The 21530-nt window shown below is 73.5% G+C and carries 25 protein-coding genes and 1 pseudogene; 13 read left to right on the top strand and 13 right to left on the bottom strand.

The genetic code is table 11. The features are described from left to right. Positions 1–53 precede the first annotated feature (53 nt). Positions 54–587 carry a large conductance mechanosensitive channel protein MscL gene (gene mscL, locus I4I78_RS14220; protein ID WP_218611780.1) on the bottom strand — a complete coding sequence of 178 codons (534 nt, stop codon included), beginning with the start codon at positions 585–587 and terminating at the stop codon, positions 54–56. A 125-nt stretch (positions 588–712) separates the two neighbouring features. Then, complete coding sequence (locus I4I78_RS14215) at positions 713–1411, bottom strand: FadR/GntR family transcriptional regulator (protein WP_218611779.1); 699 nt, start codon at positions 1409–1411, stop codon at positions 713–715. A 48-nt stretch (positions 1412–1459) separates the two neighbouring features. Here I4I78_RS14215 and I4I78_RS14210 point away from each other — a divergent pair, with 48 nt between their 5' ends. From I4I78_RS14210 to pcaD, 6 genes are all read left to right on the top strand, one after another. After that, a complete protein-coding gene (locus I4I78_RS14210) occupies positions 1460–2701 on the top strand; it encodes an MFS transporter (RefSeq protein ID WP_218611778.1) in 1242 nt (413 codons plus the stop codon). Between the two features lie 207 nt (positions 2702–2908). Continuing rightward, positions 2909–4171: a tryptophan synthase subunit beta gene (gene trpB, locus I4I78_RS14205; protein ID WP_218611777.1), complete on the top strand. Its 1263-nt coding sequence runs from the start codon at positions 2909–2911 to the stop codon at positions 4169–4171. Continuing rightward, entirely contained in the window at positions 4168–4974 is an 807-nt protein-coding gene (trpA, locus tag I4I78_RS14200; protein WP_218611776.1) for a tryptophan synthase subunit alpha, read from the top strand. The genes trpB and trpA overlap by 4 nt, the downstream gene beginning before the upstream one ends. A gap of 350 nt (positions 4975–5324) precedes the next feature. Continuing rightward, a complete protein-coding gene (locus tag I4I78_RS14195; RefSeq protein ID WP_308252103.1) occupies positions 5325–6047 on the top strand; it encodes a DUF6529 family protein in 723 nt (240 codons plus the stop codon). A 164-nt stretch (positions 6048–6211) separates the two neighbouring features. Then, positions 6212–6496: a muconolactone Delta-isomerase gene (catC, locus tag I4I78_RS14190; protein WP_218611775.1), complete on the top strand. Its 285-nt coding sequence runs from the start codon at positions 6212–6214 to the stop codon at positions 6494–6496. Beyond that, positions 6493–7263, top strand: coding sequence for a 3-oxoadipate enol-lactonase (pcaD, locus tag I4I78_RS14185; protein WP_218611774.1), 771 nt, complete (start codon positions 6493–6495; stop codon positions 7261–7263). Before catC ends, pcaD begins: the two co-directional genes overlap by 4 nt. 4 nt (positions 7264–7267) lie before the next feature. Here the strand turns inward: pcaD and I4I78_RS14180 are convergent, their stop codons facing one another. Beyond that, entirely contained in the window at positions 7268–7813 is a 546-nt protein-coding gene (locus I4I78_RS14180; RefSeq protein WP_218611773.1) for a CGNR zinc finger domain-containing protein, read from the bottom strand. Positions 7814–7873: 60 nt separating this feature from the next. Between I4I78_RS14180 and I4I78_RS14175 the strand changes: the two genes are divergently transcribed. Both I4I78_RS14175 and I4I78_RS14170 read left to right on the top strand, forming a co-directional pair. Next, positions 7874–8815, top strand: a complete 942-nt coding sequence (locus I4I78_RS14175; protein ID WP_218611772.1) for a DMT family transporter — start codon at positions 7874–7876, stop codon at positions 8813–8815. 205 nt (positions 8816–9020) lie between these two features. After that, entirely contained in the window at positions 9021–9227 is a 207-nt protein-coding gene (locus I4I78_RS14170; protein ID WP_218611771.1) for a DUF397 domain-containing protein, read from the top strand. Positions 9228–9236: 9 nt separating this feature from the next. On the opposite strand, the gene I4I78_RS14165 is transcribed toward I4I78_RS14170, so the two are convergent. After that, the gene (locus I4I78_RS14165; RefSeq protein WP_226379686.1) at positions 9237–9875 is read right to left on the bottom strand and encodes a DUF5753 domain-containing protein; all 639 of its coding nucleotides are present in this window, start codon (positions 9873–9875) and stop codon (positions 9237–9239) included. 21 nt (positions 9876–9896) lie between these two features. Beyond that, positions 9897–10094, bottom strand: a pseudogene (locus tag I4I78_RS34225) (helix-turn-helix domain-containing protein); the annotation flags it as partial. Positions 10095–10380: 286 nt separating this feature from the next. Here I4I78_RS34225 and I4I78_RS14160 point away from each other — a divergent pair. After that, a complete protein-coding gene (locus tag I4I78_RS14160; RefSeq protein WP_218611769.1) occupies positions 10381–10593 on the top strand; it encodes a hypothetical protein in 213 nt (70 codons plus the stop codon). On the opposite strand, the gene I4I78_RS14155 is transcribed toward I4I78_RS14160, so the two are convergent. Both I4I78_RS14155 and I4I78_RS14150 read right to left on the bottom strand, forming a co-directional pair. Further along, on the bottom strand, positions 10590–11060 hold the full coding sequence (locus tag I4I78_RS14155) for a glucose PTS transporter subunit IIA (RefSeq protein ID WP_308252102.1): 471 nt from the start codon (positions 11058–11060) through the stop codon (positions 10590–10592). The genes I4I78_RS14160 and I4I78_RS14155 overlap by 4 nt on opposite strands. Beyond that, entirely contained in the window at positions 11057–11293 is a 237-nt protein-coding gene (locus I4I78_RS14150) for a glucose PTS transporter subunit EIIB (RefSeq protein ID WP_218611768.1), read from the bottom strand. Before I4I78_RS14150 ends, I4I78_RS14155 begins: the two co-directional genes overlap by 4 nt. A gap of 97 nt (positions 11294–11390) precedes the next feature. On the opposite strand from I4I78_RS14150, the gene I4I78_RS14145 reads away from it, so the two are divergent. Further along, positions 11391–12707: a PTS transporter subunit EIIC gene (locus I4I78_RS14145; RefSeq protein ID WP_218611767.1), complete on the top strand. Its 1317-nt coding sequence runs from the start codon at positions 11391–11393 to the stop codon at positions 12705–12707. 5 nt (positions 12708–12712) lie between these two features. After that, positions 12713–12970, top strand: coding sequence for an HPr family phosphocarrier protein (locus I4I78_RS14140; RefSeq protein ID WP_218611766.1), 258 nt, complete (start codon positions 12713–12715; stop codon positions 12968–12970). 21 nt (positions 12971–12991) lie between these two features. Here I4I78_RS14140 and I4I78_RS14135 read toward each other — a convergent pair whose 3' ends face one another. The 3 genes from I4I78_RS14135 to I4I78_RS14125 form a co-directional block, all read right to left on the bottom strand. After that, on the bottom strand, positions 12992–13429 hold the full coding sequence (locus tag I4I78_RS14135; protein WP_218611765.1) for a hypothetical protein: 438 nt from the start codon (positions 13427–13429) through the stop codon (positions 12992–12994). A gap of 99 nt (positions 13430–13528) precedes the next feature. Beyond that, positions 13529–14218 carry a thioredoxin domain-containing protein gene (locus I4I78_RS14130; RefSeq protein ID WP_218611764.1) on the bottom strand — a complete coding sequence of 230 codons (690 nt, stop codon included), beginning with the start codon at positions 14216–14218 and terminating at the stop codon, positions 13529–13531. Continuing rightward, on the bottom strand, positions 14218–14727 hold the full coding sequence (locus tag I4I78_RS14125) for a MauE/DoxX family redox-associated membrane protein (RefSeq protein ID WP_218611763.1): 510 nt from the start codon (positions 14725–14727) through the stop codon (positions 14218–14220). The genes I4I78_RS14130 and I4I78_RS14125 overlap by 1 nt, the downstream gene beginning before the upstream one ends. 117 nt (positions 14728–14844) lie before the next feature. Between I4I78_RS14125 and I4I78_RS14120 the strand changes: the two genes are divergently transcribed. After that, positions 14845–17184: a heavy metal translocating P-type ATPase gene (locus I4I78_RS14120; protein WP_308252101.1), complete on the top strand. Its 2340-nt coding sequence runs from the start codon at positions 14845–14847 to the stop codon at positions 17182–17184. Positions 17185–17190: 6 nt separating this feature from the next. Here I4I78_RS14120 and I4I78_RS14115 read toward each other — a convergent pair whose 3' ends face one another. Then, complete coding sequence (locus I4I78_RS14115; protein WP_218611762.1) at positions 17191–17952, bottom strand: sulfite exporter TauE/SafE family protein; 762 nt, start codon at positions 17950–17952, stop codon at positions 17191–17193. Between the two features lie 83 nt (positions 17953–18035). Between I4I78_RS14115 and I4I78_RS14110 the strand changes: the two genes are divergently transcribed. After that, positions 18036–18941 (top strand): LysR family transcriptional regulator, encoded by a 906-nt coding sequence (locus I4I78_RS14110; protein ID WP_218611761.1) that lies wholly within the window; start codon positions 18036–18038, stop codon positions 18939–18941. A gap of 19 nt (positions 18942–18960) precedes the next feature. Here the strand turns inward: I4I78_RS14110 and I4I78_RS14105 are convergent, their stop codons facing one another. Together I4I78_RS14105 and I4I78_RS14100 are read right to left on the bottom strand one after the other, a co-directional pair. After that, entirely contained in the window at positions 18961–20994 is a 2034-nt protein-coding gene (locus I4I78_RS14105; RefSeq protein WP_218611760.1) for a cytochrome c oxidase assembly protein, read from the bottom strand. A 161-nt stretch (positions 20995–21155) separates the two neighbouring features. After that, positions 21156–21530, bottom strand: a 375-nt coding sequence (locus I4I78_RS14100; RefSeq protein WP_218611759.1) for a hypothetical protein, incomplete at its 5' end; no start/stop codon positions are given.

The following is a 21530-nucleotide window of genomic DNA, read 5'->3' as shown; positions in this document are numbered from 1 at the left end:
CATCTGTTTTGGGGAACCGCCGCTGTTCGGGGGGCCGGCGCCGGGCGGAGCGCTCAGCGGCGCGGGGCGTCCGCGGGCTCGCCGGTGCCGTGGCGGGAGCGGGGACGCCGGTGGAGGTGGTCCTGCTCGTCGGGACGCGGCCGGGCGGCCTGCGCGGTCAGCCGGGTGGTCCGTTCCCCGGGCGCCGGAGCCGGCGCGGTCGGGGCCGCCTCGGCCTGCGCCTGGAGCAGGTCACGGATCTCGGTGAGCAGCTCGATGTCGGTGCTCTCGGCGGGCCCGTCCTCCTCGCCGCGGCGACGGCGCTCCTGCAGCCACTTCATCGGGTAGACCACGAAGAAGTACACGACCGCGGCGGTGATCATGAAGGTGATCGTCGAGTTGATGAACGTCGCGTAGTCGAACTCGACGTCCTTGACGACGATCTTCCCGGCGAACTCGCCGCCGCCGGAGAACAGCTGGATCAGCGGCTTGAGGAACGCGTTCGTGAACGCGGTGACGACGGAGGTGAACGCCGCACCGATGACGACCGCGACCGCGAGGTCGATGACGTTCCCGCGCAGCAGGAAGTCCTTGAAGCCTTTCAGCAATGCTCGCTCCCGTCGGGGTCGGGTAGTCCGCCCGACGACGATAGGCGAGACCGCCGGCCGTCCCGTGAACCCCCCGCCCGGGTGATCGAGAACCCCCGCTCGCGGGGGCGGCCGCCGCTGACCGGTCAGGCCCGGTCGATCAGCCGGGTCAGGAACTCGCCCGCCTCCCGGGCCGCGCGCTCGACGTCGCGGGCCTCGATCGCCTCCACGATGCCGGAGTGCGAGACCTCCTTCTCGGTGCCGATCTCGGGGGGCATCGTCGCCGCGACGCTGCCCGCCACCGCCTCGGCGACCCCGCGGTAGAGCTCGCTGAGCAGGGCGTTGTGCGCGCACCGCACGACGAGCGCGTGGAAGTCGGTGTCGGTGCGGACGGCGTCGGCGACGGCGGCCTGGTTCGCGCCGGGCTCGGCGGTCGCGGCGTCGTGCAGGGCCGCGTCCCGCACGACCATGGCCGCGCGGAGGTCGACGACGTCGTCGTCGGTGCGTCGCACGGCGGCCAGCCGCGCGGCGTCGACCTCCAGGATCCGGCGGACCTCGAGGACCTCGCGCAGCTCGTCGCCGCACAGCTTGCGCAGCGCGCCGGAGAGCTCGCTTGTCGCGCGGACGAACGTGCCGTCGCCCTGCCGGACCTCCAGCAGCCCACCGTGTGCCAGCGCGCGGACGGCCTCGCGGACGGTGTTGCGGCCGACGTCGAGCGAGGTGGCCAGCTCGGCCTCCGGCGGGATCTTCGCCCCGACCGCCCACTCGCCGTCCCGGATCGTCGCGCGCAGCTGCTCGATGACCTGCTCGACCAGGCCGCCACGTCGTGCTGTGACCAGAGGCACCGGGTTATCCTTTCATCGGAACATCCTATGTCTGACAGAGTAGTGGCAATGAGCATCCAGCACGCCGGGGACCGCGCCGAGGAGACGATCGTCACCGGGGCCGCCGAGTCGGTGGACCGCCGACGGCACGCGGCCCTGCTCGGTACCCCGCTGCTCGTCGTCGGGGTGGCGCTGGCGGCGTCGAACCTGCGTCCCGCCGTCACCAGCATGTCCTCGGTGCTCGGCGAGGTCCGCGACGACCTGGGCGCCTCCGCGGTGTGGGCCAGCGTGCTCACCGCGGTGCCGACGATCTGCTTCGGCCTGGCCGCGGTCGCCGCGCCGCTGCTCGGTCGCCGCTTCGGGATGGCCCGCGCGGTGGGGATCTCGCTGGCGGTGCTGACGCTGGGCCTGGTGATGCGGGTCGTCGACGGCCCGTGGGTGGTGCTCGGCGGGACGTTCGTCGCCGCGGCGGGCATCGCGATCGGCAACGTCCTGATCCCGGTCGTGGTCAAGGAGTCGTTCCCGAACGCGGTCGGGCGCGTCACCGGCGTCTACACCGCGGCGCTCGCCGCCGGCGGCGGGATCGGTGCCGCGTTCACGCCGCCGATGGAGGCCCTGTTCGGCGGGTGGCGGGCCTCGGTCGGGGCGTGGGCGGCACTGTCGCTGGCGGCGCTGCTGGTCTGGGGCGTCGGCGCCCGGCACGGGACGGCCGGTGGCGCGACGGTCGACGCCGCGCCGGAGCGGCGGTCGCTGCTGCGCAGCCCGCTGGCCTGGGCGGTCACCGCGTTCTTCGGCCTGCAGGCGCTCGTCGCCTACACCGCGATGGGCTGGCTCTCGGAGCTGTTCGTCAGCGTCGGCATCCCGCGTACCGACGCCGGCTACATGCTCGCGCTGGTCAACCTGATCGGGATCCCGCTGAGCTTCATCGTGCCGCCGATCGCACTGAACCGGCGCTCGCAGTCCGGATGGATCGTCGGGATGGCCTCGGTCGGGCTGGCCTCGGTGATCGGGATGGCGATCGCGCCGGCCGCGGCGCCCTGGCTGTGGACGGTGATGCTCGGGTTCGGGATGGGGGTGTTCCCGCTCGGCCTGGGCGTGATCGCGGTGCGTACCCGCAACGCCGTGGACACCACCAGCCTCTCGGCGATGGCGCAGGGCTTCGGCTACCTGCTCGGCGCGAGCGGCCCGTTCCTGTTCGGGCTGCTGCACGGGCTCACCGGGGGCTGGACGCTGTCGCTGTCGCTGCTCGCCGGGGTGATCGTCGTCGAGATGGTGCTCGGCTGGATCGTCGGCCGCCCGCGCTACGTCTGACCGACGTGGGGCGCCCCCGGAGGCGGATCCGCGTCGCAGGAACGCCGTACCGCGCGCTACCGTCGCGGGCGACCCGATCGGCGCCCGCCGCACGAGCCCGCGAGCGGACGCAGCCAGGTCGGAACCGATGTTCGCCCGCGTGGGCCCGGTGGATCGACGGCCGCGACCGTCCCGAGCCCGCGCACCCGTAGTAGGAGAGGGTCCGACGTGACCGAGACCACCACCCGAGTCGAGGACGCGGCGCGTCTGGTCGACCAGACCGGCCCGTACTTCGGCCGGTTCGGCGGCCGCTACGTGCCGGAGGCGCTGGTCGCCGCCCTCGACGAGCTCGACGCGGCCTACACGGGCGCGCTGGTCGACCCGGAGTTCACCGGGCGCCTCGCCGAGCTGCACCGCACCTACTCCGGGCGCCCGAGCCTGATCACCGAGGTGAGCCGGTTCGCCGAGCACGCCGGCGGCGCCCGGGTGCTGCTCAAGCGCGAGGACCTCAACCACACCGGCTCGCACAAGATCAATAACGTGCTGGGCCAGGCGCTGCTCACCCGCCAGATGGGCAAGACCCGGGTGATCGCCGAGACCGGTGCCGGCCAGCACGGCGTGGCCACCGCCACCGCCGCCGCGCTGCTCGGCCTGGACTGCGTCGTATACATGGGCGAGGTCGACACCGAGCGCCAGGCGCTCAACGTCGCCCGGATGCGGCTGCTCGGCGCGGAGGTCCGGCCCGTCACCTCGGGTTCGCGCACGCTCAAGGACGCGATGAACGAGGCCATGCGGGACTGGGTGACCAACGTCGCCGACACCCACTACCTGATCGGCTCGGTCGCCGGGCCGCACCCGTTCCCGGCGATGGTGCGCGACTTCCAGCGGATCATCGGCGTCGAGGCGCGGGCGCAGATGCTCGACACCGTCGGACGCCTGCCGGACGTCATCTGCGCCTGCGTCGGCGGCGGGTCGAACGCGATGGGGATCTTCCACGCGTTCCTCGACGACACGGGCGTCGAGCTGGTCGGCTTCGAGGCCGGCGGTGACGGCGTCGAGACCCCGCGGCACGCCGCGTCGATCGGCGGCGGCGAGGTCGGGGTGTTGCACGGGTCCCGCAGCTTCATCCTGCAGGACGCCGACGGCCAGACCCGGGAGAGCCACTCGATCTCGGCCGGGCTGGACTACCCGGGCGTCGGGCCGGAGCACTCCTGGCTGCACGAGCTCGGCCGCGCCCGCTACGAGTCGGTCACCGACGACGAGGCCATGCAGGCTTTCAAGCTGCTGTGCCGCACCGAGGGGATCATCCCGGCGATCGAGAGCGCGCATGCGCTGGCCGGGGCCCTGCGCGAGGGCCGGCGCCTCGGGCCCGACGGCGTCGTACTGGTGAACCTGTCCGGGCGCGGGGACAAGGACGTCGACACCGCCGCCCGCTACTTCGACCTCGTGGATGCCGACGGCACCGCGCACACCGACGGAGAGACCCCGTGAGCTCCAGCGCCACCTTCACCGCCGCCCGGGAGCAGGGCCGCGCCGCGCTCGTCGGGTACCTGCCGGTCGGCTTCCCGGACGTGCCCACCTCGGTCGCCGCGATGCAGGCGATGGTCGCCGGCGGCGTCGACGTGGTCGAGGTCGGGCTGCCCTACTCCGACCCGCTGATGGACGGCCCGGTCATCCAGCGCGCCACCCAGGCCGCGCTGGACGGCGGCGCCCGCACTTCGGATGCGTTCACCGCCGTGCGCGGGGTGGCCGACGCCGGCGCCCCGGCGCTGGTCATGACGTACTGGAACCTGATCGACCGCTACGGCGTGCAGCGGTTCGCCGGTGACCTGGCCGAGGCCGGCGGTTCCGGGCTGATCACCCCCGACCTGCTGCCCGACGACGCCGACGACTGGTTCGCCGCCTCCGAGAAGCACGACCTCGACCGCGTCTACCTGGTCGCCCAGACCTCCACCCCGAAACGCCTGGCCATGACGGCCGGCGCGTCGCGCGGGTTCCTCTACGCGGCGTCGCTGATGGGCGTGACCGGGGTCGCCGCGATCGGCGCCGGTGCCGCCGAGCTGGTGGCCCGCTGCCGCGAGGTCACCGACATGCCGGTCTGCGTAGGGCTGGGCGTGCGGACCGCGGAGCAGGCCGCGCAGGTGGCAGGCTACGCCGACGGCGTGATCGTCGGCACGGCGTTCGTGCAGGCCCTGGCCGAGGCCCCGGACCCGGAGTCCGGCGTCGCGGCCGTGCGGGCGCTGGCCGCCGAGCTCGCCGACGGTGTCCGCTCCGGGTCCGCCGTGCGGGCCTGACCCTCCTGTCCGTCACCTTCCGCCGGTCCGGGCGCACCTGAGAGGTCCGGTGTCGTCCGGGCGCGCGGAGTACTCCGAGCGGTCCAACGCGGTCACCGTTCGTCGCGTGGCCGTGCACGGACAGCGGTCACCGCTTTCAGGGACGCGACCCCGAGGGCCGGTGTTCCTAGGCTTCGTCACGTCCTGTTGCGGCACGCTCCCCCTCGCGCCGCAGCCGTGCTGCCGCAGCGCGCGTCCCTCGCGCCGCGGTGCCCCCGACACGGAAGTGACGACCGATGACCCCTCGTGGCACCCGTGTGCCCGCCCGCGGCCACCGTGCCCGCGCGGAACGCCGAGCCGCTGCCGACGCCGTGCCCACGCCGCCCCGCGGGCGCCCGGTCGGGCCCGGCGGCACCGGGCCGTTGATCCCGCACCAGCGCACCGGCGGGACGGGCCCGCCGGCGACGTCGCGACGCGAGACGCCGGCCCGTCGGGTCGGGCCGCCCCGGCCCGCCGTGACCCCGCGTGTCGATCCGGCGCTGGCGGAGCTGATGGAGCTGCCGGGACCGAAGGTCTCCACCGTCGCCGTCCCGGTCGCGCTCGGCACGCTGGTCGCCGTCGCGCTCGGCGTATGGGCCCGCGAGCACGACCCGGCCGGCGTCGCGGTGAACCTCGCCGGGTTCCCCGGCGCGCTCGCGCTGAAGGCGTGGTCGGCCACCGCCGCGGCGGGGCTCGGCCTGGTGCAGCTGTGGTCCGCTCTGGTGCTGGGCGGGCGGATCGGCCGCGGCGCGACCCCGCTCACCCGGGGACTGCACCGCTGGTCCGGACGGGCGGCCGTGCTGATCACGGTGCCGGTCGCGGCCCACTGCCTGGTCACCCTGGGCTGGTCCGGCGCGACGCCGCGGGCGCTCGCGCACTCGCTGCTGGGCTGCCTGCTCTACGGCGCGCTGGCGACCAGGATGCTGCTGCTGCGCCGCCGCGGCGTGCCCGGCTGGGCGATGGCGTGGGCGGGTGGGCTGGTGTTCGCGCTGCTCACCGGCATCTGGCTGACGTCAGCGGGCTGGCTGCTCGGCACCTGGGGCCTCGCGTCCTGACCCGCCCGGCCCGACCCGGCGTCCCCGCTTGACGGGTCGACGCCGGTCGGCGACGCTTGTTCGCACAGCGTGCGGACGTACGCAGAGCGTACAAGCCCGCGGAGGGGCGCGACCGCGCAAGGGGAGCCCCCGCCCACGGGCGCTATCGAGGAGTTGATCGACCAGTGCTGTTCCATGTGCGCATGGACGTGGCCATCCCCCGCGACCTGGACCCGGACGTCCGGGCTGAGACGGTCGCGAAGGAGAAGGCGCGCGCGCTGGAGATCCAGCGCTCCGGCAGGTGGCCGCACATCTGGCGGGTGGTCGGGCAGTACTCGAACATCAGCATCTTCGACGTGGAGTCGGCCGATGACCTGCACGAGCTGCTCTGGTCGCTGCCGCTGTTCCCGTTCATGACGATCACGATCGCGCCGCTGACGACGCACCCGTCCGACCTGGCCGTCCAGTGACCGGGCTGCACCACCGGGTCGACGGCCCGGACGACGCCCCGGTCCTGGTGTTCGGACCGTCCCTCGGTACCGACCTGGGCCTGTTCGACGCCCAGGTCGCCGCGTTCTCCGACCGGTTCCGCACCGTGCGCTTCGACCTGCGCGGGCACGGCGGGTCCCCGGTCCCGTCCGGTGACGCGACGATGGCCGACCTGGCCGGCGACGTCGTCGAGCTGCTGGACCGGATCGGCGTCGGGCGCGCGCACTACGTCGGGGTGTCCATCGGCGGCGCGATCGGCCAGCAGCTGGCCGTGCACACCGACCGGCTGCTCAGCCTGGCCGTGCTGGCCTCGGCCGCGCGTTTCGCCGACCCGGACTCCTGGGCCACCCGCGCGGCGACGGTCCGGGAGAAGGGCACCGACGCGATGGTCGCCTCCCGGGTCGGGACCTGGTTCACCCACGCCTTCCAGGACCGCGACCCGGACGGGGCGCGCCGGCTGCTGGACATGCTGCGCGCGACCTCCGACGAGGGCTACGCGGCCTGCTGCGCCGCGATCGGCGGCTTCGACATCCGCGGTGAGCTGTCCGGCGTCACGGTGCCGACGCTGGCCGTGGCCGGCGCCGAGGACCCGGCGACCCCGCCCGAGTTCCTCCGGCTGATCGCCGACTCCGTCCCCGGAGCCCGCTACGCCGAGGTGCCGGCCACGGCGCACCTGCTCAACGCCGAGGAGCCGGACCAGGTCAACGAGCTGCTGGCCGGTCACCTCGCGCAGGCGGCGGGCCGCTGAGGGCTCAGCCGGCCGCCTGACGCGCGCGGTAGGCCGCGACGTGGGCTCGGTTCGCGCAGTTGCCGGTGTCGCAGAAGCGCTTGGACCGGTTGCGGGACAGGTCCACCAGCACCGCGTCGCAGTCGCTGCCCGCGCACCGGCGCAGCCGGCCCAGGTCGTCGCCGCGCACCAGGTCGGCCGCGGCCATCGCGCTCTCGGCGCCGATCCGGTGCGCCAGCGGCGCCTCCGGCGCGGTGACGTGCAGGTGCCAGTCCCACTCGTCGTGCCGGGTCAGGTACGGCGTGGCCCGGGCGTCGGTGAGCAGGGCGTTCACGAGCGTCACGGTGGCGTCCCGGTCCGGCGCGTCCCACAGGCCGCGCAGGCGCTCGCGCATCGCGCGGACCGAGGCGAGCTCGTCCGCCGTCCCCAGGTACTGCCCGGTGTAGGGGTACTCGAGCAGCCACGCGTCGAACAGCGCCCGGTCGGCCAGCGGGTCGGGGTCGGCGAGCGCGGTGTTGACCAGCGAGGCCGCGGCCACGAGCGCGACCTCGGTGTCATGAGCGAATTCCACGTTGACTCCTGACGTCCCTCGTTCCTACTGTCAGGAGTATATGAACACCATGGTCCTGACATGAACCCGACGGCGCTCACCAGGGGCCTTCCCTGGGCGCTGATCTCCGCGGCGACCTTCGGTTTCTCCGGCCCGCTGGGCTCGTCGCTGCTCGAGGCCGGATGGTCCTCCGGGGCGACGACGCTGCTGCGGATCGCCGGCGCGGCCGTCCTGATGCTGCCGGTCGCGCTGGTGCTCCTGCGCCGGCACGGGATGGCGGTGGACTCGGCCCGCACCGTGCTCGCCTACGGGGTGTTCGCGGTGGCCGGGGCGCAGCTGTGCTTCTTCTACGCGTTGCAGCACCTGTCCGTCGGCGTGGCGCTGCTGCTGGAGTTCCTGGCCCCGGTGCTGCTCGTCGGGTGGACGTGGTTCCGCACGCGGCGCACCCCGTCGGCGACGACGTTCGGCGGTTGCATGCTCGCGCTGGTCGGGCTCGCGTTCGTGGTCGACGTCTTCGGCCCGTCCAGGGTGGACCTCGTCGGCATCGTCTGGGGGCTCGCCGCCGCCGTCTGCGTGTGCGTCTACTTCCTGCTTCCCGGGGGCACGGGCGAGGGCTCGATGCCACCGCTGCTGATGATCTCGGGCGGGATGGTCGTCGGCGCCGTGCTGCTGACGGTCACCGGCCTGACCGGGATCACGCCGCTGCGCGCCGGGGCGGGAACCGGGGTGCTCGGCGGGATCGAGATGAGCTGGGTCCTCATCGGGGCGATGCTGGTGGTGATCTCCACGGTGGTGTCCTACGTCGCCGGGGTCGTGGCGATCCGGCGCCTGGACACGCGCGTCGCGTCGTTCGTGGGGTTGAGCGAGGTGTTGTTCGGGGTGCTCGCGGCGTGGCTGCTGGTCTCGCAGGTCCCGACGCTGACGCAGCTGATCGGCGGGGTCCTGATCCTGGCCGGGATCGTGGTGATCCGGCGGGCCGAGGTGCGCACGGTCGCCCTGGCGGAGATCGTGCCGTCGCCCTGAGACGGCAGAGTCCGAAATGGATGGTCGGAGTCGGTGACGGCCCGCCCGCGACGGGCGACGTCACGGTCAGGTGATGCCCGCACCCTGACACGGGCGCAGGCGTTATGCGGATCAGAACCTGCTCGCAGGTGTTCCCCGACATCTTGCGGCGTCGACCGTTCCCGGAGGCCTCGCCTGCGGGGCCGAAGAGAACGCGAGCTCCCCGTTGTCGCAGCCGGCCACTTTCAGGATCAGTTCGTTCTGCCTCGACGGCAGCTGTGTCGCCGTCGCCGGTGATCCGGGAGGCGGCGTACTCCTGAAGTCGACGGCGACGCCGGAGGCGGGCGTCCTGTCCTTCACCGCGGAGGAATGGCAGGCCTTCGTGGCCGGAGTGCGTAACGGCGAGTTCGATCTGGACGCCCTCACCGCCTGAGTGCGGTGATCAGGTGTCGACCAGTGTCTCGATGAAGCGCCTGGACTGCTCGGGGTCGAGGGCTCTCGACACGATCCCCTTCCAGATCGACCGGTAGTTCGACACCTCGGCGGCGGTGTCGAAGTACGCATCACTTCCGGTGCTCTCGACGTTGACGACAGGCCAGTCGGTTCCGGCCTCTCGCGGTTCGAAGATCGAGAACGTACTGGTTGCCCTGGTGTAGCCGGCGGAGAACGGCAGGATCTGCAGACACACGTTGGGTTGGTGGGACCGCTCGGCGAGTCGCCTCATCTGCTCGGCCATCACCGATGGCTCCGCATTCGAGCGGCGGAGGGCGCTTTCGTCCAGCACCGCGTGCAGCTCGAGGGCAGGGGCGTCGGCGCGATCGAGGTCGATCACCGCCTGTCGGCCGATCCGGATCTCGACGAGCCTGTCCATCTCCCGCTCCGACGCTTCCGGAAAGGCCTCGGACAGAATCGACCGTGCGTAGGCCTCGGTCTGCAGCAGTCCGGTCACGGGCGTGCTGAACATCTGCTCGGACCTGGCCTCGGCCTCGAGGGAGATGTACATGTCGAGGTCGGCGACCGCGACGGTCGAGGTGAACGGCTGCCACCACCCCGGGGACTTCGCGTTGCTCGCCCATTCCATGACCTGGTGACGGGTCCCGACATCGGCCTCGTAGATCGCGAGGAGGTCGCGGACGTCGCGGATCTTCGGCTCGACCTGCCCGGTCTCGATCCTGCTGAGCTTGGAGGGCGAGATCTCCAGCTGCCTCGCGACGACGTCGAGATGTAGTCCCAGGTCTCCGCGTAAGCGCTTGAGAACGAATCCGAGACGACGCCTGATCACGACAGGACCGTGCGTCATCGTCATGGGATCTCCCACCACCGGATCGTGCCCCCGTGACGGCGAGTATGACCTCTCGAGGGCGTGGGAGGCAACGATCGTCTGCAATTGCAGATGCGAGATTCCCTATCATCAAATTTCGGCCAAGCTTTGTACTTCCGTCTGGTGTACCGGCGTCGGCGGGGGTGATACTTCGTTCCCACCTGTTGAGTGGCCTCCGGTCACTCGAAGAACGGGGGTGCGAGATGACCGCACGACACGCAGTGCCTGTCAGCACCGTCCGGCCGCACGGCGGGAGGTGGTCGCGATGACCACCGTTCTGATCGCCCTGGCCGGGATCGCCCTTCTCGTCTTCTTCGCCGTCCTGGTCGGGACGTCGATGGACACCGAGGGCCAGCGCAGGGAGTGGAGGCGGCTCGCCGACGAGCGGCGGCTGCTCCGGGAGCAGCGTCCGGGCGCCGGTTTCGTCGCCCGGCGCTGTGATCCGGACTCGCTCTGCGAAGGATGTCCGTTCCGCTAGGCCGTCCAGCTGAACAGCGGCCGGCCGGCCCGTACCGGACCGGATGCGCGATCGGTGGCGCTGTCCGGTTCGGCTTCCATCAGCACGACGGGGCAGACCGCGGACAGGTCGCGTGAGCGCACCAGGTCCGGGTCGAACGTGACGACCGGTGCCCCGGCGGAGATCTCGTCGCCCTCGGCGGCGTGCACCGTGAACCCCTCGCCCTCGAGGCCCACGGTGTCGATGCCGAGGTGCACGAGTACGCCGACTCCCTCGTCGGTCACGACGACGAACGCGTGCGGGTGCACCTTGGCCAGCGTGCCGCTCACCGGCGCGAGGACCTCGGTGGGGCCGGAGCCGGGTTCGATCGCCAGCCCGGCGCCGAGCATCTGCGCCGAGAACACGGCGTCCGGCACGTCGGTGAGGTCGACGACGTCGCCGGTCAGCGGCGCCGCGACCCGCACCGGCTCCCCGGCGGGGACCGTCACAGCAGGTCCGCGATGTCGTCGGCGATCATGTCCGCCTCCGGGCCGACGACGACCTGCACCGCCGTCCCGGACACGACCACGCCGTGCGCGAGCCTGCGCAGCGCGGCCTGGTCGACCTTCGTCGGGTCGGTCACCTCGGTGCGCAGCCGCGTGATGCAGCCCTCGACCTCGACGACGTTGGCCGCGCCGCCCAGACCGGCCAGGATGTCCGCGGCCCGCGTGTCGTCCGCCATCGCGATCTCCCTCGTCCGACGATCTCATCGTTGACACGGCCACCGGGCGCACTAGATCGTCAGCGCACCCCCGGCCGATGTGATCGGAAGGTTAGCCATGACGAGCAGTACCGCGCCGACGACGCCCCGCCGTGGGCTCTCCGGTTTACAACGGCTCGGGCGCAGCCTGATGCTGCCGATCGCGGCGCTGCCGGCGGCCGGGCTGCTCAACCGGCTCGGCCAGGACGACCTGCTGGGCGGGGTGCCCGGGCTGTCCGGGGTGGCGACGGTGATCGGAGCCGCCGGGTCGGCCCTGTTCGACAACCTGCCGCTGATCTTCGCGGTGGGCATCGCGATCGGGTGGGCGCGCAAGGCGGACGGGTCCACGGCGCTGGCCGCGGTCGTCGGCTACCTGGTGCTCGACGGCGTGTTCGAGGCCATGAGCCCGCTCGTGCTGCCCGGGCTGACCGACTCCGACGGGGCGCAGGAACTGATCGACTACGGGGTGCTGGGCGGCATCCTGGTCGGACTGATCAGCGCCGTCCTGTGGCAGCGGTTCTACCGCACGAAGCTGCCCACCTACCTGGCGTTCTTCGGCGGACGACGGTTGGTCCCGATCCTGACCGCCGTCGTGGTGATGGTGCTGGCGGCCGGGCTGGGGCTGCTCTACCCGCTGTTCAACGCCGGCCTGACGGCGCTGGGCCAGGCCGTCACGGCGAACCCGGTCCTCGGCGGCGGGGTCTACGGGTTCGCGAACCGGATGCTCATCCCGCTCGGGCTGCACCACATCCTGAACTCGGTGGTCTGGTTCGTGATCGGCGACTTCAACGGCGCGCAGGGCGACCTCAACCGCTTCTTCGCCGGGGACCCGTCGGCGGGGATCTTCATGACGGGCTTCTTCCCGATCATGATGTTCGCGCTGCCCGCTGCGGCGCTCGCGATCTGGCACGAGGCCCGCCCGGAGCAGCGCAAGGTCACCGGCGGGGTCATGCTGTCGGTCGCGCTGACGGCGTTCGTCACCGGCATCACCGAGCCGCTGGAGTTCGCGTTCCTGTTCGTGGCCTGGCCGCTCTACATCGTGCACGCGGTGCTGACCGGGACCTCGCACGCGCTGGTCAACGCGCTGGGCATCCACGACGGGTTCACGTTCTCGGCCGGCGCGATCGACTATCTGCTCAACTTCGGGCAGGCGCAGAAACCGCTGCTGCTGATCCCGATCGGGCTCGGCTACGCGCTGGTCTACTACGTGCTGTTCCGGTTCGTGATCCGCCGCTGGAACCTGCGGACACCCGGACGCGAGGAGGAACCGGCGGTGGCGGACGGTCCCGGTTCCGGTGGCCTCGGCCCCGGTGACCCCGAACCCGGCGGCGCAGCACTGCCGGCCGTCGACGGTGACCCGCCGCCGGGCCGTCCGGGCTCCGGGTCGGGGGGCTGACCGCGATGGCCACCCGCACCGCGACCGTCGCCTCCGGGGTCGGTCTGCACGCCCGCCCGGCCGCGCTGTTCAGCCGCGCCGCGAAGGAGACCGGCCTGGCCGTCACCATCGCCGTCGACGGCGGGGACCCGGTGGACGCGACGAGCGTCCTGAACGTCCTCACCCTGGGCGTCGGCCCCGGCCAGCAGGTCACCCTGACCGCCGAGGGCGACGCCGCGGACGAAGCCCTGACCCACCTGGCCGCCCTCCTCGAGTCCCCCTGAACCGGATCGGGTGCGCCGGGGTCAGTCCCGGGTTGTGGAGCGGATCCGCTCCACGATCTCGGCAGCGTGCCAGTGACGCGGGTGGACCAGGTAGCCGAGGTCGTTGACGTGCGCGGACGGTGACCCGCACCAACCACAGCCGCCGACGGCGTTGACCGAGGCGAGGCTCTCGACCTCCTGCCGGATCGCGTGGTGCCTGGACGCGGCCGCGGAGAGGGGCGCAGTGGCCATCTGGCCGACGTTGACGACGACCGGCGGCCCCCGGTGCCCGCCGGAGGAGACGATCACGATCATCCAGATGGTGATCCCGATGCCGAACAGGATGCCCAGCGGCACGAACGCGAACAGCAGGATCCAGGAGAGGGGCCATCCAACGAAGATCCACAGCAGGACGGCGGCTCCGGGCGAGAGCCCCGGGCGTGCTGCGGGGACTCCCGCTCCCGTGTACTGCGTGTCCATGTCCCGCCCCCGCTCTCGACCGGGCATCGACGCCCGCCGCTGTGGTGACGATCGCACGGGCCGTGCACGGCGTTACCGTCCCCCGCACGGTGCCGGGGATCAGGCCTGGGCTGCGGAGACGGCGGCGCGGAGGGCGTCCGGGGTCGGGTTCTGGACCTGCTGGCCGTTCACCTTCACCGTCGGGGTGGCGGCCAGGCCGTCCTTGGACGCCTGGTCGGTGAGAGACGCCGTCCAGCCGGCGTAGCGGTCACTGCTCACGCACTCCGCGAAGCCCGGACCGGCGCCCGCCTGCTGCCCCAGTGAGGTCAGCTGCTCCGGGGTCAGGCCGGGGTCGCCCTCGGTGGGCTGGTTCGCGTAGAGCAGCTTGAGGTACTGCGGGAACACGTTGTCCGCGGCGGCGCACGCCGAGGCCGCGGACGAGCGGCTGGAGTACCGGTCCGGTGACGTGCGGTCGAGGATGGCGACCGGGTGGTAGACGACCTTCGCCTGCCTGCCCGCGACGAGCTGGTCGACGGTCTGTCCGCTCATGTCCTCGAACTGCTTGCAGGCCGGGCACTGGAAGTCCTGGTAGATGTCGATCGTCGCCTTCGCCGCCGGGTTGCCGACGGGGACGCCGGCGGCGGTCGCGTTCGGCGGGACGACGACGTCGGCCGGTTTCTGGGCCTGGTAGACGCCGAAGCCGACCAGCCCGGCGAACAGCACGACCGCGACGATGCCGATCACCGTCCCGCGGGCCGGGCCGGACCTGGCGGTCAGCGGGTTCGGTGACTTCTTGGTGCCGGATGCCATCAGTGTCCCTTCGGGGTCCCGAGACGGTCGTCGAGCGCGAGGCGCCCGCTCGGTCGCCAGGCGACCAGTACCGCGACGACGAGCAGGGCGCCGTCCCGTGCGAGTTCGAGTCCGTAGGTGGGTGACTCACCGGGGGCCAGCGCGCCGCCGGAGCCGAAGCAGCCGCAGTCGATCTGCAGGCCGCGTGCCCAGGCCGAGGCGATCCCGACCACGAACGCGCCCATCAGCAGCACCGACAGCGCGCCCGCGACCCGGACGCCGAGGCCCACCACGAGCAGCACGCCGAGCACGATCTCGACGACCGGGAGCCCGGCGCCGAGGACCTGGGCCGCCACGTCGGGGAGCAGGCGGTAGGCGCGGACGGCGCGCACGGACGCGTCGAGGTCGGTCACCTTCAGCGCGCCGGCGACGATCCACACCCCGCCCAGCACGAGCCGCCCGGCCAGCACGAGCAGGCTCAGGGCGCCCGCGCGTGTGCGCGGCGGCGCGGTGTCGACGTCGGTGGTCACCCCAGAGGGGTCGCCCCGCGGCGCCGGGTGGTTCCCGGCGTCCCGCGATCGTGTCTGTTCCGCAGGTCACCGGCCCCGCGGGTGAAACCGTCGGTGGAGTGCGGAACCATCGGTGTCGTGACACGCGAGAGCCCGGCCACCGCCACCACCACCGCGACGCCCTCCGGCGCCGACGGTGAGGTGCGGCTGTCCGAGCTGCGGATCGAGGGCATGACCTGCGCGGCGTGCGTCGGACGGGTCGAGCGCAAGCTCGGCAAGCTCGACGGCGTCCGGGCCGCGGTCAACCTGGCCACCGCGCGGGCGCTGGTCGAGCACCCCGCCGGGGTGCAGGTCGACACGCTGGTGGCGACGGTCGAGAAGGCCGGCTACGGCGCGTCCGAGGTCGTGCCCGACCCGGACGGCGAGGACGCCGCCGACCTGGCCACACGGGACGACGCGGCGCTGCGCTCGCTGCGGCTGCGGATGACCGTCGCGCTGCTGCTGTTCGTCCCGCTGGCCGACCTGTCGCTGGCCATGTCGCTGGTCCCGTCGCTGCGGTTCCCGTTCTGGCAGGCCGTCGTGGCCGTGCTCGCGCTGCCGGTGGTGGTCTGGGCGGCGTGGCCGTTCCACCGCACCGCCGCGGCGAACCTGCGCCACGGCACCACCTCGATGGACACGCTCGTCTCGCTCGGGGTCATCGCGGCGTCGGGCTGGTCGCTGGGCGCGCTGGTGTTCACCGACGGCGCCCCGGACACGGCCACCGGCTGGCAGGCCGTGCTGCACCCGTCCGGGCCGCTGTACCTGGAGGTCGCGGCCGGGGTCACGACGTTCGTCCTGGCCGGGCGCTACTTCGAGGCCCGGGCCCGGCGCAGTGCCGGTGAGGTGATGCGCTCGCTCGCCGCGCTGGAGTCCGACGACGTCGCGGTGCTCGACGCCGACGGCACCGAGCGCCGGATCGTGGTGCCGCGCCTGCGCGCCGGGGACCGGTTCGTGGTCCGGCCCGGCGAGCGGATCGCCGCCGACGGCGCCGTGGTCGAGGGTGTCGCGGCGGTGGACACGAGCGCGATGACCGGCGAGCCGGTACCGGTCGAGGTCGCGCCCGGCGACCTGGTCGTCGGCGGCACGATCGCCACCGGCGGGCGGCTGGTGGTGCGCGCCGAGCAGGTCGGCGCCGACACCCGGCTCGCCCGGATGCTCGCCGCGGTGGAGCGCGCGCAGACCGAGAAGTCCGCGGTGCAGCGCCTGGTCGACCGGGTGTCGTCGGTGTTCGTGCCGGTGATCCTCGTGATCGCGCTGCTCACCCTGCTCGGCTGGCTGCTGGCCGGGGCGGGCTGGGCCGGTGCGTTCGCGCCCGCGGTCGCCGTCGTGATCATCGCCTGCCCCTGCGCGCTCGGGCTGGCGACGCCGACGGCGCTGATGGTGGCGACCGGGCGCGGCGCCGAGCTGGGCATCTTCGTCAAGGGCTACCAGGCGCTGGAGACCACCCGCGCGGTGGACACCGTCGTGATGGACAAGACCGGCACGCTGACCACGGGCCGGATGACCGTGGCCGACCTGGCCTGCGCCGAGGGTACCGACCCCGGCGAGATGCTGGCCCGCGCCGCCGCCGTCGAGTCCGGGTCGGAGCACGCGATCGCCGCGGCGGTGTGCGCGCACGCCGAGCAGTCACACGTGGTGGTCCCGGCGGTGACGGACTTCGTGCCGATGCCCGGCCTGGGTGCCCGCGGCGTCGTCGACGGGCACGAGGTGACGGTCGGGCGGCCGTCGCTGGCCGGCGAGCTCGGTCCGCTCGCCGCCCGGGTCGGCGAGTGGGACGCGGCCGGGCGCACCACCGTCGCGGTGACCGTCGACGGCGCCGTCGCCGGGGTGGTCGCGCTGGCCGACCCGGTGAAGGACTCCGCCGTCGCCGCTGTCGCCGAGCTGCTCGAGATGGGCCTGCGGCCGGTGCTGCTGACCGGGGACTCCCCGGCCGCCGCGCAGGCCGTCGCGACCGCCGTCGGCATCTCCGAGGTGCACGCCGGGGTGCTGCCGGACGAGAAGGTGGACCTGGTCCGCAAGCTCCAGGACGGGGGCGCGACGGTGGCGATGGTGGGCGACGGTGTGAACGACGCCGCCGCGCTGGCCGTCGCGGACCTGGGGATCGCCGTCGGGTCCGGCACCGACGTCGCGCTCGAGGCCGCCGACGTCGTGCTCGTGCGCGACGACCTGCGGGTGCTGCCGACGACCGTCGAGCTGGCCCGGGCCACGATGCGCACGATCCGCGGGAACCTGTGGTGGGCGTTCGGCTACAACGTCGCCGCCGTGCCGGTGGCGGCCGCCGGGTTCCTCAACCCCCTGCTCGCGGGAGCCGCGATGGCCGTGTCGTCGCTGCTGGTCGTCACGAACAGCCTGCGGTTGCGCCACGCGGGCGGGACGTTCGCCCCGACGTCGGCGGAGATCACCGCGGAGCGCGACGACGAGGCCGCGCCGGGCCGCTGAGGCAGCTCAGCCCTTGAGGAAGTACAGGACGGTCATCGTCGCCGCGGTCGTCAGCACGAGGGCACGCAGGACGCGGGCGGACAGGTGCCGGGCCAGGCGTGCACCGGCGAACCCGCCGACGGCCGCTCCGACGAGCACCGCGAGCAGCGGGACCGGGTGCGACAGCACGTCCGCGGCCACCAGGAAGATCCCGGCCGCGATCGCGTTGACGGCCGTGAGCTGCGCGACCCGCATCGGGTTGCCGGCCGCCGTGTCGAGCCCGAGGCCGGCGCTCCACAGCGCGAGCATCAGGATGCCGACGGCACCGCCGAAGTAGCCGCCGTAGATCGCCAGCAGGAACTGCCCGACCAGCACCGAGCGCGGGCCCATGTCGATCGTGCGGCGCAGCGCGGCGTTGAGCAGCCGCGACAGCGAGCGCCCGAACGCCAGCACCAGCGTGGCGAAGGCGAGCAGCCACGGCACGGCCGCGTCGAACGAGGACGCGGGCAGCGCGAGCAGCAGCGCGGCCCCGCAGCCGCCGCCGAGCAGGCTCGCGATGCTCAGCGACCGGGTCGTCGTGGCCCCGACCGGCCGGATCTGGGACCGGTAGGCCCAGGTGCCGGTGACGGCGCCGGGCAGCAGCGCCACGGTCGTCGACGCGTTCGCGGTGACCGGCGGCAGCCCGGCCGCGACCAGCGCGGGGAGCGCGACGAACGTGCCCCCTCCGCCGACGGCGTTCAGGGCCCCGGCGGCGACCCCGACCAGCAGCAGTGCGACGGCCTCGATCACCGGTCCAGCATCGGCGCGCGTCGCGGGAGGGGGCAATGCGTGATCGACACATCCAGGGTCAGGCACAGCCTTAGGCTGACGTGGTGCGCTACGACCTGGTCGACCTGCGGCTGTTCCTCGACGTCCTGGCCGGGGGGTCGATCACGGCCGGAGCGGTGCGGATGCATCTGAGCCTGCCTTCGGCCAGCGCCCGGATCCGTGCGCTGGAGCGGCAGGCAGGGGTGGAGCTGCTGGTCCGCGGGCGTCGCGGGGTGCGGCCGACCCCCGCCGGGACGTCGCTGGCGCGCCACGCCCGGGACGTCCTCACGCACACGGCCCGGCTGGAGAGCGCGGTCGCCGGCTACGCGCGCTCCCCGACGGCGCCGCTGGTCCTGCTGGCCGGCACCTCGGCGACGCACCGGCTCGTCCCGCACGCACTGGCCTCGTTCCTCGCCGAGCACCCCGACCTCGACGTCACGGCCTCCGAGCGGCCGACCCCGGAGACCCTGCGGCTGCTCGCCGACGGCGAGGCGGACCTGGGCGTGGTCGTGGACGACGGCTCGGGGGCACCCGGCCCGGACACCGAGCCGCTCGGTGACGACTCGCTCGTCGTGATCGGCCGCTCCGGTGGGGTCCTGGCCGACCGCGACGAGCTCACCTACCGGGAGGTCGCCGAGCACCCGCTGGTCGGCCTGCAGTCGACGGCGCCGCTGCAGCGCTGGATCGAGGGCAAGCTCGGCCCGGACGCGCCGGTGGCGCGCTTCCGCACCCGCGCGTCGTCGATCGGGACGGTCGTCTCGCTGGCCGCGGCCGGGGTCGGGCTCGCGGTGCTGCCGCGCCGGGCCGTCGACCCGGCGGTGCCCCTGGACGTCCGCGAGCTGCGCGACCCCTGGTCGCGGCGACACCTGGCACTGGCCCGCGGGACGACCGCCCGACGGGACTCGACGGCGGTCGAGGCGCTCGCGGACCACGTCCGGCGCGCCGCCGCCGGCGACGGCCCGACCCCGTGAGCGGGGCCGGCCCGGTCGCTCACCTGCCGGAGCGCAGCCGGGCGAGCATCTCGTTGTAGGCGTGCAGGTCGGCGTCGCCGTCCCGGTCGGCCTGGCGGTCGCTGCGCACCGCGGTGCGCGCGTCGTCCCGCGACCACTGCACGATCAGCGCGACGACCACCAGCAGCATCGGGACCTCCCCGGTGGCCCAGGCGATCCCGCCGCCGACGTGCTGGTCCTCCAGCAGGCTGGAGATCCACGGCAGCCCGACCGAGCGGTAGAAGTTCTCGCCGAGCACGGTGTCCGAGCTCATCACGGCGATCCCGAAGAACGCGTGGAACGGCATCGTCGCCAGCAGTACGGCCAGCCGGCCCAGGTGCGGCAGCTTGTTCGGTGCGGTGTCCACGCCGATCAGCGGCCAGAAGAACAGGTACCCGACGAGGACGAAGTGCAGGTTCATCAGCTGGTGCGACCAGTGGAACCGCAGCGCGCCGTCGAACAGCGGGGTGAAGTACAGGACGTAGAACGAGCCGACGAACAGGATCGCGGCGACCGCGGGGTTCGTCAGCACCTTGGCCGCACCCGAGTGCACCGCGGCCAGGATCCACTCGCGGGGGCCGGGCGGGTTGCTCCGGCCGGCCGCGGGGAGCGCCCGCAGCGCCAGCGTCACCGGCCCGCCCAGGCACAGCAGCACCGGCGCGAGCATGTTCAGCGACATGTGGCTGATCATGTGCACGCTGAACATCGAGGGCGAGTAGAAGCCGAGCCCGGACGACGTCGCCACGAGCACGACCGCGCAGCCGGCCAACCAGGCCGCGGTCCGCCCGGTCGACCAGGTGATCCCGCGCGCCTGCACGCGGCGCACACCGAGCAGGTACACACCCGCGGCGAGCAGGACGCCCGTGCCGAAGATGATGTTGAAGCGCCAGTCGACGAGCAGCGGGACCGCGCCGAAGGGCCGGTCCACGTCCCACCCGATCAGCGTCTCCAGGTCGGAGTCGGTGTGGACCAGGAACCGCGGCGGGACCATGTGGCTCATCGCGACCCCGAGGACGGCGACGAGCGCGCCACCGAGCACGAGCGGGACCAGCGTGCGCCGGTGCGCGGCGCCCGGGCCGCGGCGCAGCAGAAGGGCCGTCGCCACCGCCAGCACCAGCACCAGCGGGGCCTCCACCAGCAGCAGCCGGCCGTAGGCGGTCCCGGTCAGCGACCCGCCCCCGACGACCACGACCTGGAACACCAGCTCACCGACGACGAACAGTGCGCCGCTGCCGAGCACCAGCCACCGGAACCGCCGCCACACGACGTCGGTGACCTCGCCGCCGTGCACCCGGTACGCGGCCAGGGCGGCGACCGCGCCCAGCCACACGATCCCGCCGACGGTGCGCACCATGCCGCCGTCGCCGCTCCAGTCGTGGTTCGCGCCGGTGGCCGCCGGGCTCACCGCGGCCGGGAACACCCAGCACGCCGCCGCGGCCAGCCCCATCGCGCCCGCGGCACGCCAGCTCAGGAACCACGTGCACCCGGCCGCCACCACGAGCAGCGTCACTCCGGTCAGCAGCCAGCCCATCGGCTCCTCGAGCGTGGCGAACACCGAGAACCAGCCGGTGAGCCCGCCCTGCGCGGGGGCCAGCAGCGCCGAGCCGGTCAGGTCCGACGTGGTGGTCCAGGCGGCGCCCAGCGCGGCGAGCCCGGCGACGGCGGAGGCGACCCCGGCCCGGCGCAGCGCCCGGTAGCCCTGGACCCCGACGGTGCCGGAGGCCTGCGGGGGCGCCTGGAACGCGGCGAACAGCAGCGCCCCGGCCGACAGGGCGCCGGTGAGCAGCGCGACCGTCCGCAGCACCGGGCCGAGGATCCGCACGTCCAGCGGCGGGGCCGGGACGCCGACCCGGGCGTACACGCCGACGTCGGTGAGCACGACCGCGGTCGCGGCAAGCGCGCACACGACGACGCCGAGAACGGTCAGCCCGGTCGCGACCGCCCCCGGCCGGAGCCCGCCCGGACGCGGCTCGGACGCGTCACCACGACGCGCGGGGGTCCCCGCACCGGTCACGGTCTCTGTCGCGCCGCTCAACGTCGGTCCTCCCGGATCGCCTGCACCTGCGCGCCGGTCCGGCCGTCCGCGGAGGGCCGCGGGAACCGGGCGCACCCCGAATGGTCCCCGACCGGGTGCCCGGTCCGCCCGTCCGGGTGCGTCATTGCCGCGCACGACACACGCCGCGCGTCTCGACCGGCTCAGAACAGCCGCGACCACCAGTCGCCGACCTGGTCCCAGAAGCCCTGCGCGTCCTGCCCGAGCTGGCCCGGGTCCGGAAGGTTCGAGGGCAGGCTCGGCAGGTTCGAGGGCAGGTCGGGCAGGCCGGTCGGGATGTTCGAGGGCAGCTCGGTCGGCAGGCCGGGGATCCTGGTCGGGATCTCGAAACCGGAGGTGCCGTCGTCGGTGCTCGGTGTCTCGGTCGTGGTCTCCTGCGCGCTCGGCGACGTGCTGGGCGCCTCGGTCGTCGACGACTCGGTGCTGCGCGGCGGCGTCGTCTCCTCGGAGCTGTTGTTGTAGACCAGCAGCCCGATCAGCAGGACGAGCAGGACCACCACGAACGCGCCGATCGCGAT

The sequence above is a fragment of the Pseudonocardia sp. KRD291 genome (assembly GCF_019263595.1).
GTDB lineage: Bacteria > Actinomycetota > Actinomycetes > Mycobacteriales > Pseudonocardiaceae > Pseudonocardia.
Note: the sequence above shows the minus strand (reverse complement) of the source record. Positions and strands in the feature narration are given on the sequence as shown.

Excerpts from the sequence above, each read along its gene's own strand:
- I4I78_RS14210 (WP_218611778.1), top strand. The coding sequence starts at position 1,460 with ATGAGCATCCAGCACGCCGGGGACCGCGCCGAGGAGACGATCGTCACC.
- I4I78_RS14175 (WP_218611772.1), top strand. The coding sequence starts at position 7,874 with ATGAACCCGACGGCGCTCACCAGGGGCCTTCCCTGGGCGCTGATCTCC.
- I4I78_RS14165 (WP_226379686.1), bottom strand. The coding sequence starts at position 9,875 with ATGGAATGGGCGAGCAACGCGAAGTCCCCGGGGTGGTGGCAGCCGTTC.
- I4I78_RS14160 (WP_218611769.1), top strand. The coding sequence starts at position 10,381 with ATGACCACCGTTCTGATCGCCCTGGCCGGGATCGCCCTTCTCGTCTTC.
- I4I78_RS14150 (WP_218611768.1), bottom strand. The coding sequence starts at position 11,293 with ATGGCGGACGACACGCGGGCCGCGGACATCCTGGCCGGTCTGGGCGGC.
- I4I78_RS14145 (WP_218611767.1), top strand. The coding sequence starts at position 11,391 with ATGACGAGCAGTACCGCGCCGACGACGCCCCGCCGTGGGCTCTCCGGT.
- I4I78_RS14140 (WP_218611766.1), top strand. The coding sequence starts at position 12,713 with ATGGCCACCCGCACCGCGACCGTCGCCTCCGGGGTCGGTCTGCACGCC.
- I4I78_RS14135 (WP_218611765.1), bottom strand. The coding sequence starts at position 13,429 with ATGGACACGCAGTACACGGGAGCGGGAGTCCCCGCAGCACGCCCGGGG.
- I4I78_RS14130 (WP_218611764.1), bottom strand. The coding sequence starts at position 14,218 with ATGGCATCCGGCACCAAGAAGTCACCGAACCCGCTGACCGCCAGGTCC.